This is a genomic window from Massilia sp. Root335, assembly GCF_001425685.1.
GTDB classification, from domain to species: Bacteria; Pseudomonadota; Gammaproteobacteria; order Burkholderiales; family Burkholderiaceae_D; genus Telluria; species Telluria luteola.
Genome location: NZ_LMCY01000070.1, coordinates 98298 through 108287 on the forward strand (window position 1 = coordinate 98298; position 9990 = coordinate 108287).

At 68.7% G+C, this 9990-nt stretch carries 6 protein-coding genes and 1 pseudogene; 3 read left to right on the forward strand and 4 right to left on the reverse strand.

Features of this window, described 5'->3' with window-relative positions:
- Nucleotides 1-7: 7 nt before the first annotated feature.
- The gene (locus ASC93_RS29255; protein ID WP_056451189.1) at nucleotides 8-964 is read left to right on the forward strand and encodes a hypothetical protein; all 957 of its coding nucleotides are present in this window, start codon (nucleotides 8-10) and stop codon (nucleotides 962-964) included.
- A gap of 33 nt (nucleotides 965-997) precedes the next feature.
- Nucleotides 998-1825 carry an AraC family transcriptional regulator gene (locus ASC93_RS29260; RefSeq protein ID WP_056451192.1) on the forward strand — a complete coding sequence of 276 codons (828 nt, stop codon included), beginning with the start codon at nucleotides 998-1000 and terminating at the stop codon, nucleotides 1823-1825.
- A 3-nt stretch (nucleotides 1826-1828) separates the two neighbouring features.
- Here ASC93_RS29260 and ASC93_RS29265 read toward each other — a convergent pair whose 3' ends face one another.
- Nucleotides 1829-2416, reverse strand: coding sequence for a LysE family translocator (locus ASC93_RS29265; RefSeq protein WP_056451195.1), 588 nt, complete (start codon nucleotides 2414-2416; stop codon nucleotides 1829-1831).
- Between the two features lie 156 nt (nucleotides 2417-2572).
- Between ASC93_RS29265 and ASC93_RS29270 the strand changes: the two genes are divergently transcribed.
- A complete protein-coding gene (locus ASC93_RS29270; protein ID WP_082548437.1) occupies nucleotides 2573-4207 on the forward strand; it encodes a glycoside hydrolase family 28 protein in 1635 nt (544 codons plus the stop codon).
- 39 nt (nucleotides 4208-4246) lie between these two features.
- Here the strand turns inward: ASC93_RS29270 and ASC93_RS29275 are convergent, their stop codons facing one another.
- From ASC93_RS29275 to ASC93_RS29285, 3 genes and pseudogenes are all read right to left on the reverse strand, one after another.
- The gene (locus tag ASC93_RS29275) at nucleotides 4247-6691 is read right to left on the reverse strand and encodes a beta-galactosidase (protein ID WP_082548439.1); all 2445 of its coding nucleotides are present in this window, start codon (nucleotides 6689-6691) and stop codon (nucleotides 4247-4249) included.
- A gap of 11 nt (nucleotides 6692-6702) precedes the next feature.
- Nucleotides 6703-9333: a TonB-dependent receptor gene (locus ASC93_RS29280; protein ID WP_056451198.1), complete on the reverse strand. Its 2631-nt coding sequence runs from the start codon at nucleotides 9331-9333 to the stop codon at nucleotides 6703-6705.
- A 350-nt stretch (nucleotides 9334-9683) separates the two neighbouring features.
- Nucleotides 9684-9990 (reverse strand): annotated as a pseudogene (locus ASC93_RS29285) (sodium transporter); the annotation flags it as partial.

Genomic DNA, 9990 nt, shown 5'->3' on the forward strand with positions numbered 1-9990 from the left:
AGAATCCATGGCTGAAGACGATTGGATCAGGAACAGCCTGTCGGTGACCTACGCGGAACACCACGGCCTGTTCGTCCTGACCACCGCCTATCGCGAGTCGGACCCGCTCAACGCGGGTGGACAGTTACTCCTTCACAGCCTGAGCGGTGACCGGGAGACACGCTCCGTCCTGAGCACCTGCAGTCCGTTGGCCGCGATGTGGCAATCGCCGCGGCACAATCTCTGGCTCGGCGGAAGCGACGGCTCGGTGTGGACGACGGCGCAGGTCAACTGGCCTGCCGGCGGCCCCGCCTTCGACGTGCACGACGCCGGGTTGCGCTGGACGGCCATGTGGTTGCCGCCGCTGGCCGGTTGCGGCCTGCCGCCGAACGTCACCGCCGTCTGGTGCCCGGCGGACGATGCGGTGTTCCTCGCGACCGCGTCCGGGTCGGTCTATCACTGGAATGGCCGCGCGTGGCGGGAATTCGATGCCGGGACGGGCGCGAGCCTGACCAAGGTGCACGGCTTTTCGCAGGACGATGTGTATGCCGTGGGATACCGCGGCACCATCCTGCACTGGAACGGCAGGCGCTGGTCGGTGGTCCCCGCACCGGACCTGATCGACGCCGTCACCATCGTCACCGGCATCGTTGCGCTGCGCGCGACGGGCGAGGTGTTCGCGGTGACGAATCGTGGGGAATTGCTCAGGCGCGAACGCGACCGTTTTGCGCTGGTGGAGAAGGCGGAGGGCGCCCGCTTCATGGGGCTGGCGCCGTGGCGCGGCGGGCTGGCGGCGGCCAGTGCCGACGGCGCCTGGTTCTACGATGGTCACCTGACCCATGTGCGGGGCACGTTTGCGGCCACGGACGTGCGTACGGCCGGGGGGCGTCTCTACTTTATCCAGACCGAGCAGCCGGGCGGACCGGGCTGCATCGAATATTCGCACGGCCCCGCCGGCGGCGAGTGGAGCCGGATCGTCTTCTGATATGACGGCGGAGGCGCTGCTAGAATGGAGCCCATGACCCGATCCGACCGACCGCGCGCGCAGCAGGCCTTCTGGCGCGACCCCGCCCTGCCGTTCATCGAAGCGCGATGCGTGGCCGACGGGCGCGGCCTGAATTACGGGCGGCACTGGCACGAAACGCATTCCATCGGCGTCATCATGGGCGGCCGCAGCACCTACGTCAACGGGACGCATGCGGAAGTGGTGGAGCGGGGCGCCGTCGTCGTCGTCAATCCGGGCGACGTCCACGGCTGCAATCCGGTGGGCGACGCGCCGTGGTCGTACGTGATGTTTTATATCGATCCGGCCTGGCTGGGCCGCGTGCAGGCGCGCCTGCGCGGCGACGCGGATCGTGCGTTTCGACCGTACGACCTGGCGGCGCTGCGTGCGCCGCATGTCGTCGACGCCGGCGTGCGGCTGCTCGCGCTGCTCACGGATGCGCGGCGCGGCGTGGCCGCGCGCGAGGCGGCCGTCGTCGACTTCGTCGCGCTGCTGGACGGCGAGCTCGCACCGGGACGGCATCCGGAGGCCGCCGCCACGCCGAAGGTCGAACGCGTCGCGCGCTACATCGATACGCATTTCGCCCATGCCCTGCCGCTGCAGGACCTGTGCGCCGCCGCGCACCTGTCCGGCTCCTACCTGATCCGTGCGTTCAAGAAGCGCTACGGCGTCGCGCCGCACGAATACCAGACCAACCGCCGCATCCAGTACGCGAAAGCGCGGCTGCGCGCCGGGGCGCCGATCGCCCAGGTGGCGCTGGACGTGGGCTTTTCCGACCAGGCCCATTTCCAGCGCGTCTTCAAGCGCATGACGGCCGCGACGCCCGGCCAGTACCGCGATTGAGTCTCAGCTTGCCGCCAGATAGATGACGCTCATCACGAGCATGCCGGCCATCGTGCGGTTGAACACGCGCACCCGGTGCGGCGTGCGCAGGCAGCCCTGCAGGCGGCTGCCGGCCCAGGCCCACGCGGCGACCGACAGCCAGCACACGATAAAATAAATCAGCGCGAACAGCCGGACGGCCGCCGCATCGCCGTCGGACGCGTACGTGCCCATGCCCGCCAGCGCGGCCAGCCACGCCTTGGGACTCAGCCACTGCATGGCGGCCCCCTGCAGCAGCGACGGGCGCGCCGGGGTCTGGCCGGCGCCCAGCTCGCCCGTGTCCGCCGCCAGTTTCCAGGCCATGTAGAGCAGGAAGGCGACGCCGGCCCAGCGGACGATGGCGGTGACCTGCGGCCAGGCGGCGACGGCTTCGTGCAGGCCGAGGCCGGCCAGCACGAGCAGCAGGCAAAAGCCGGCCGTGGCGCCGGTGACGTGCGCCAGGCTGGCGGCAAAGCCGTGGCGCGCGCCGCTGCCGAGGGCGACGACGTTGACGGGGCCGGGAGAAATGGAGGTGGCGAGGGCGAAAGCCGCCATCGAGGCGATGATGCTCATCTGCGTTTCCTTTCGTGGTGAGGGATGCGGCAGACGATAGCGGCCGGCCCCGAGCCGGTATTGAAGAAAATTACCCTGCCAACCGCTCAGCAACTTGCGCGTTCGGTGCCGCGCGGCGGTGTTATGTTTGTGCGTATCATGAAAAATGAATATCCGATGACCCCCACCGCCGCGGCCCGGCGCCGTCTCCTGCTCGCCCTCGGCGCGGGCGCCTGCGCCTCCACGTTCGGTCCCGCCTTTGCCGCCACGTCGTCCGCGGGCTTCGACGTGCGCGCGTTCGGCGCGCGCGGCGACGGCACGACCCTCGACACGGACGCCATCAACGCCGCCATCGCGGCCGCCAGTGCGGCGGGCGGCGGCACGGTGCGCTTTCCGGCCGGCCGCTACCTGAGCTTTTCGATCCGGCTGCAAAGCCGCGTCGCGCTGTATCTCGACGCGGGCAGCGTGATCGTCGCGGCCGATCCGGCCCAGGCCCCCGGCCGCTACGACCCGGCCGAGCCGAACGCGTACGACGCCTACCAGGACTTCGGCCACAGCCACTGGCACAACTCGCTGATCTGGGGCGACAACCTGGAAGACGTCGCGATCCTCGGGCCGGGCCGGATCTGGGGCCGCGGCCTGACCCGTTCCGGACCGGGCGCCAACCGGCCGATGAAGGCGGGCGACATGCCGTCCTCGCTCGGCGGCAAGGACCCGATGGGCGAGCGAGCGCGCGCCGGCACCGTGTTCGGCGCCGAGATGGACGGCAAGGGAAACAAGGCGATCGCGCTGAAGAATTGCCGCAATGTGCTGCTGCGCGACTTTTCGATGCTCAAGTGCGGCCACTTTGCCGTGCTGGCGACCGGCGTCGACAATCTGACGATCGCGAACCTCACCGTCGACACGGAGCGCGACGGCTTCGACATCGATTGCTGCCGCAACGTGCGCATCAGCGACTGCGCCGTGAACACGCCGAACGACGACGCCATCTGCCTGAAGAGTTCCTACGCGCTGGGCCGCGCGCGCTTCACGGAACACGTGACGATCACCGGGTGCCAGGTGTCCGGCTTCGACCTGGGGAGCTACCTCGAGGGCACGTTCAAGACCACGCAGGTCAAGGCGCCGGACGAAGAGGGCGTATGCGGCCGCATCAAGCTGGGCACCGAGTCGAACGGGGGCTTTCGCAACATCGCGATTTCGAATTGCGTGTTCGAGCATTGCCGCGGCCTCGCCATCGAAAGCGTGGACGGCGCCGTCATCGAGGACGTCACCGTCGACAACCTCGCCATGCGCGACCTGACGACGGCCCCGCTGTTCATCCGCCTGGGCCGGCGCATGCGCGCGCCCGCGGGCACGCCCGTCGGTGCGATCCGGCGCGTCAACATCAGCAACGTCGTCGTGTCGCAGGCGAACGCGCCGTATGCGTCCATCGTCGCCGGGCTGCCGGAGGCGCCGGTCGAGGACGTGCGGCTGTCGAACATCACCATCGTGTACGGCGGCGGGGGCACGGCCGCCGACGCGGCGCGGGTGCCGCCCGAGCAGCCGGACCATTATCCGGAGCCCAGCATGTTCGGCGCGACGCCCGCGTACGGCCTGTATTGCCGCCATGCGCGCAACGTCGAGGTGCATCACGCCGACCTGCGGACGGCGGCGCCGGATGCGCGGCCGGCCGTCGTGCTGGACGACGTGTCCGGCGCGCGTTTCGATCACGTGCGGCTCGGCCGCGCCGCCGGCGTGCCGTCGCTGCGGCAGACCGGGGTGCGCGGCCTCGCGCTCCAGGACGTGGACGGGATGGCCGACAGCGGCCGTTGACGTGTCGAAGGCGCGCCTGTCGACAGGCGCGCCTTCGCCTTACTTCCCGATCTCCACCCGGTACACCGGCACCACCTTCACGGCGTTCACCTCGGCCAGCTGCGGCTTGCCGCCGAAGTCGGGCCGGTGCTCGCGCGGCAGGTAGATGGGCGCGTCCGCGCGCAGCGGCAGCACGGTCAACGTGAGCGGTCCCTGGCGCTGCGCGGGCAGGTTGGCCAGATCGAATTGCCAGCGCTGGCCGTTGTAATACCAGTCGTCGACCATGCGCGTGCCGTCGAACAGCCGGGCCACGTCGCCCGTGAAGTCGATGTCGAGCAGCAGGCTGTCCACGTCCTTCGACCGGCCGGCCGCGCCCACGTCCAGCTGCCATGCGGCCGAGGCGCCGAACGCTTCCGGATCCGGCTCTACCGCCGCCCTGGCGTTGCCGCCGATGCGCACCGGCCGCGCCGTCCCGGCCGGGCGCAGCGGCTTGACGGCCACCGCCACTTCGCGCGCCGGCAGCGCGGCTTCCAGCACCTGGAACAGGCCGTCGCGCCCATCGCTCCCGAGCGTGCTGCTGGCCTGTGGCGACGCCGCCAGCGGCGGGTAGACGGCCGCCCGGATGTGCGGCTGGCCCGCGCTGCGCAGCACGAGCCGGCCATCCGTAAAGTACGCCTGCGCGTCGCTGAGCACGAGGCGGCGCCGGCCCTGGAACGTCCCCAGCGCCGCCTGGCGCGCCTGTGCCTGCGACAGCACGAGCACCGTGAGCGGCGCCTGGCCCTGGCAGCGCAGCGTGAACGCCGCGTCCAGGCCTGGCTCGATGCGGTCGACGACCACGCCTTCCGTTTCGTCGACGTGGGCGCGGCCGGCCCGCACGCAGCCGCGGGCGCGATCTTCGAACGCGAATTCGACGGGCACGCCGTCCTGCGCGGCGAACACCCACGTGCCGTCGTCCAGCTTCGCCAGCGGCTGCGCCGTCGCATAGGTCAGGCGCTGGCCGTCCATGTCGAAGTTGACGGGCCAGGCGAAGTAGGCGCCGGCCGGCAGGTCGACCGGATGGCGCGGCAGCGTCACCGTCCCGCCGGGCAGCTTGATGCCGAAGCGGACCTGTGCACGCGCCGGCGTCGGGTACTGGCGGATGTGGCCATCGTAGAACAGGAACGCCGCATCGCCGCGGCTGCGGACGGACCAGCGCGGCGGGCCCAGGTCGGCCGGATCCTTCGGCACGACGTCGGGCCTGCGCACGGTCATCGGCGCCAGGCGCGCGCCGAAGTCGTGCAGGAACCAGTGGAACGGCCGCAGCGCCGCCAGCACGGGACGCTGCTGGCCGTCCGGCCCGAGCGGCGCGTTGAAGTCGTAGTTGATCGCGGGGACGTCGTTGTAGCCGCCGCTCTTCGTACTTTCTTCCAGCGTCGTGCCGCCCACGGGATTCCTCCCGCCGTGGAACATGTAGTAGCCCATCAGGTTGACGCCGGAGCCCAGCTGCACGGGCAGCATGGCCGCGATGTCGTCGCTGGACACCAGCGTGCGACGGCGGTACATCGCGGGCAGGCCCGCGCCGTATTCCGCGCCGAGGAACGGGGTCTTGTCCATGTCCGTCTCCGCGGTGCCCTGGTGGCTCGCGCGGGTCTGGGCACCGAGGTCGCCGCTCACGCGGGTGTCGAAGCGGAAGGCGTACGTCTCCTTGGGCGGCAGTTCCTTCGTACTGGTCGCCCACGGTTCGTCCGGATAGCCGCCGAACACCGGCGTCACTTCGCCCGACGGGTACAGGGTCTGGTCCCAGCCCGTGACCGTGTAGTAGGGCACGTCGATGCCCGCCTTCACGGCCAGGCCCTTCAGCGTGCGGATGTGCTCCGCGCCGTGGCCCGGGCCGGCCAGGTTGTACTCGTTCTCGATCTGCGCGCCGATCACGGGGCCGCCCTGCTTGTACAGGAGGCCGTCGAGCTGGCGTCCGATCTCGCGGTAGAAACGCGCCACGTAATGCAGGTACGTGGGGTCGTTGCCGCGGGTCGGCATGGCGTCGACCACCCAGTCCGGGAAGCCGCCGTAGCGCACTTCCGCATGCGACCACGGGCCCACGCGCACGACGACCGACAGGCCGTGCTTGTGGGCCAGCTGGACGAAGCGGCGCAGGTCGCGGTTGCCCGACCAGTCGAAATGGCCTTCGCTGGCCTCGTGGTGGCTCCAGATGACGTAGCTGGCGACGATGTCGATGCCGCTTGACTTCATCTTCGCGAGTTCCGCATCCCAGCTGGCCGCCGGGCTGCGCGAATAATGGAATTCGCCCATCACCGGCAGCCACGGTTTGCCGTCGCGGGTGAGGTACTGGTTGTTGATGCCGAGCGTGTGGCCGCCCTTGCTTATGGCCGTGCCCAGTTTGATGTAGCCGGTGCGCGGTTCGGGCGCGGACGCGCTCGCGTCGACGCTGAGGAGTTGTTCCGCGCACGCCATGCCGGGGCCGGCGAAGGCCAGCAGCAGGGCGGCGCGCAGTCGCGTGGTATGCATCGTCGGCATCGTCAGAACTTGTAGCCGAGGCCAACGTTGTAGCGGCGGCCGTATTCCATCACGTTCTGGTTGTACTGGTTGCCGGCCTGCGTGTAGACGACCTTCTGGTTCGTGATGTTGTCCAGGCCCACGCGCAGTTGCAGCTGCGGCGTCAGGTAGTACGAGAAGTTCGCGGTGACGTACGTCTCCTCGCCGTTTTCCGCCATGTAGCCGGCCGTCCACTTGGGCATGCGCACGAACGGGCTGTGGTAGTTGGCCGAGAGGCGCGCCTCGAAGCCGTTCTTCTCGTACCACAGCGTGACGCCGCCGTTGTTGCGCATCAGGCCTTCCATCGGGTAGTTGTTGGTGTACTCGTGGATGTCGCTCTCGTTGTACGACCAGTTCGCGGCGACGCCGAGGCCGTCGAACGGTGCCGGCAGGCGCGTGAACGCGTGCTGGTACACGAGCTCCAGGCCGCGCACGTAGCCGCCTTCGCCGTTGACGGAGCGCGTGATCACGGCCTGGCGGCCGTCGATGGTCGTGTTGTCGGTCGTGATGCCGATGTAGCTGCCGATCTGCTTGTAGAACAGGGCGGCCGAGAACAGCGAGCCTTTGTCGAAGTACCACTGGTACGCCAGGTCGGCCTGGTTGGCCATCATCGGCAGCAGGCCCGGATTGCCGGCGCTGCCCGTCAGCGGTTGCTGCGAGCCCGGCGTCGTGTCGATCGAAATCTGGCGTGACGCGCGCATCTCGTCCATCGGTGCGCGCGACATGGCGCGGGCCAGCGAGAAGCGCAGCTGGTGCTGCTGTTCCTGGTCGAGGCTGAAGATCAGGTTCGTGCTCGGCAGGGCCTTCGTGTACGATGCGCCGCCTTCGAGCGGCGTCGGTGCCGCGCCGTTGACGGATTCCATGCCGCTGCCCGTCTGGTGCGTGTGCACGAGACGCACGCCCGCGTTGCCGCGGTATCTGAGGCCGAACAGTTCGCCGTCCAGGTCGGCCTGCGCGTACAGGGCGCTCGTGCGTTCCTTGACCTTCCAGCCTGCCAGCAGGTCGTTCGCCGTCTGCGTGCGGCCGCTCGGATCGAGGGCGCCGCCGCCGAAGGTCGAGGACACGGTGCCTTCGAAATCGTTCAGCATCAGCGCGGGGAAGTAGCCCGGCACGTTGATGGTCGTGTAGGCCGATCCCGGGATCGCCGCGTTCGCCGGCGAGATGTTCCACGTGGTCTGGTGGTACGACTTTTCGCGGTCGGCGAAGCGCGCGCCGATCTTGATGCGGCTCAGCGGGCCCAGGTCCAGCGGCAGGGCGGCGCTCAACTGGGCCGAGTCGAGGCGGTCGTGCACATGGCCGTCGTTGTCGATGTAGAGCTGCGGCGCGCCGAAGTTGGCCAGGTTGCCGGTGTCTTCGCTGAACGAATACGACTGCTGCTCGTTGCCGGTGAATGCCCACGACAGCGTGCCGTTGTTCGCGGTGGTGTTGCGCACGTCGGCCCACTGGCTGGCGCGGCTCGCGCGCGACGTGGCGACGTCCGCCTCGACCTTCCAGTCCCCCACGTTGAACTTGCCGTTCAGGCCACCGGCGACGTTGTCCATGTCCTGGATCCAGCGCGTGCTGTGCGTCGACAGGCCCACGTCCTTGACGGTCGCGCCGACGACGTAGCCGTTGCGGATGTCGGCGTTCGCGTAATTCGCGGTCTGCCAGCCGTCCCAGTTGCCGATGTCGCCCGTCCAGTGCTGCACGCTCGGCTCGCGGATCTTGTCGCGGGCGAAGTACAGGTCGGCCGTGATCAGCGCGTCCGGACTGGCCTTCCATTCCAGCTTGCCCAGCACGCTGCTGCGTTCATTGGTGCCGCGCTTGAGTTCATCCTCGAAGCCCCACGGGGTCTTGTCGACCTTGCCGTCGCCATTCAGGTCGGCGGAATGGTCTTCGTTGAAGCCCCAGTGGTTCTTGCGTTCCTCGATCGACGGCTGCTTCTGGTAGCTGAACGCCAGCGCCGCGCCGATCGTCCTGTCCGCGAACTGGTCGATCCAGATGCCGCCCAGGCGCGGACGCACCGACTGCGCGTCGACGTCCTTCGCCAGCGGATAGTACAGCGCGTCGGCCTTGATCGATGCCTGGCGGCCGTGGTACTTCAGCGGCTGCACGGTCTGCAGGTCGATCGTCGTCGCGACGCCGCCTTCGACGAGGTCGGCGTTCTGCGTCTTGTAGACGATCGCGCCGGACAGGGACTCGGACGGGAACTGCTCGAAGCGCACGGCGCGATTCGGCTCGGACGACGCCAGTTCGCGGCCGTTCAGCGTGGCGCCGATGAAGCGCTCGCCCATGCCGCGCGCGACGATCTGGCTCGCGTTGCCGCGATCCAGACCGGCAGCGAGGCCGGGCAGGCGCGCGAGCGATTCGGCGATGGTGGTGTCGGGCAGCTTGCCGATGTCTTCGGAAGCGACCACTTCGACCATGCTGTTGGAATTCTCCTTGACGGAGAGTGCGCTGCGCACGGACGCGCGGATGCCCGAGACGACGACCTGCTGCACGGCCGTGTCGCCGCCCGCGGCGGTTTCGGCCGGTGCGGTCTGCGGCGCCTGCTGGGCGAAGGCCGCCGGCATGGCGGGGAGGACGAACAATGGGAAAAGCGAGCGTACGAGTACGCTCAGGGTCTTTGGCTGCATGTAATCTCCTTGCTTTTGTCGTTTAGACTTATTGGTGTGTGTCGTCGTTGGTGCGCGCAGCGAACCAATCAGGCGACTGACCGGCATTCTGTCGCGTTGTCGCATGCACAACCATTAGGATTTTTGGTGGTGTATATACGAAGTTCATATACGTAAAAAACGTCGTCCCCGCGGAGGCGGGGACCCAAGTTTTGCGCGCATCGAAACGCTTGCAAGATTGGATCCCCGCCTGCGCGGGGACGACGGGTTACAGTACGTAGGGTGGGCACCCTGTGCCCACGCGTAGCGTATGCGTGACGCGAACGTCCGCGCGGGCTCGGGGAGCCCGCCCTACGACGATCGGCGGATCGTTACCACCACATCCCATAGATCGTGGCCAGCGCCACGCAGATGACGGCCGAGCCGAAGGCGAACGCGCCGTCGACCTTGAACAGCTTGGTGTCGACGATCAGCGCCTTCACTTTGCCGCGGGCGAACACGGTGCTGAGCAGCACCATGCCGGCGACGACCAGCCAGAACACGATGAACATGCGGTCCAGGAACGGGATCTCGTACACGCCCGTGCCGTTGTCGACGGCGAAGCCGATCGGCGCCAGGAAGTGCAGGTCCATCATCGTCGGCAGGAACTTCAGGATGATCGAGAACACCAGGCCGCCG